1 protein-coding gene is annotated in these 579 nt (G+C 54.1%); it reads right to left on the bottom strand.

Going from position 1 to position 579, the window contains the following annotated elements; translation table 11 throughout:
* Positions 1 to 78 precede the first annotated feature (78 nt).
* Positions 79 to 300 carry a hypothetical protein gene (locus PCE31106_RS23910; protein WP_150564903.1) on the bottom strand — a complete coding sequence of 74 codons (222 nt, stop codon included), beginning with the start codon at positions 298 to 300 and terminating at the stop codon, positions 79 to 81.
* Positions 301 to 579: the final 279 nt, after the last annotated feature.

Here is a 579-nt window from a genome sequence, read left to right as displayed (position 1 = left end):
TGGGGTTTTCGGTTTGCGAGGCATCGTCACTCCTTGGCGACATGTTATGCCTCAAACACGAAATTAATGACAGCCCCCTCAAAAATTCCATGCACGTCGAAGGACGCGCTTGAGCAACTCAGCTTCCCGGTCCGCTGCGTTTTTGCGCTCCCGATCGATCTTGCTCGGCATACACAGAATCTCAGCGCCCTTGCTTGCCAGTGTCGGCCGCGCATCATCAATTCGCAGTATCTGAGATGCAGGCGCATGAGACTCTTGAGATGGTTCGAAATTCAGCGGTAGTTGCTTATCCCGATCCATATTATTCTCCCGAAAGGTGCTCACTCGCCATCAGTTGGTCCCTTGTCAGAATCCGCGTTACGGATAGGACCAGGTGCCGCTTGCGGCTGCCCGAATTGTAGACTACGAACCGCCATAGATTCAAGTGTCGGGATCGCCTCCAGCGTGATCGCGGTGACAGGGTAGGGTGACCTAGTCCTCATTTTCCCGGTAACTGGGTCCTTGAACCGCACCGGGAATCGTGGAGGCCGGTTGGTTTAAGTTAATGCAGGCATGTCAGCGATATTTCTGAGTTGCCCG

Origin of the sequence: Pandoraea cepalis, assembly GCF_902459665.1 — a bacterium.
In the GTDB taxonomy this organism is placed as follows: domain Bacteria; phylum Pseudomonadota; class Gammaproteobacteria; order Burkholderiales; family Burkholderiaceae; genus Pandoraea; species Pandoraea cepalis.
Note: the sequence above shows the minus strand (reverse complement) of the source record. Positions and strands in the feature narration are given on the sequence as shown.

Bases quoted from the DNA above. Each gene is read 5' to 3' on its own strand.
- PCE31106_RS23910 (WP_150564903.1), bottom strand. From the start codon at position 300: ATGGATCGGGATAAGCAACTACCGCTGAATTTCGAACCATCTCAAGAG.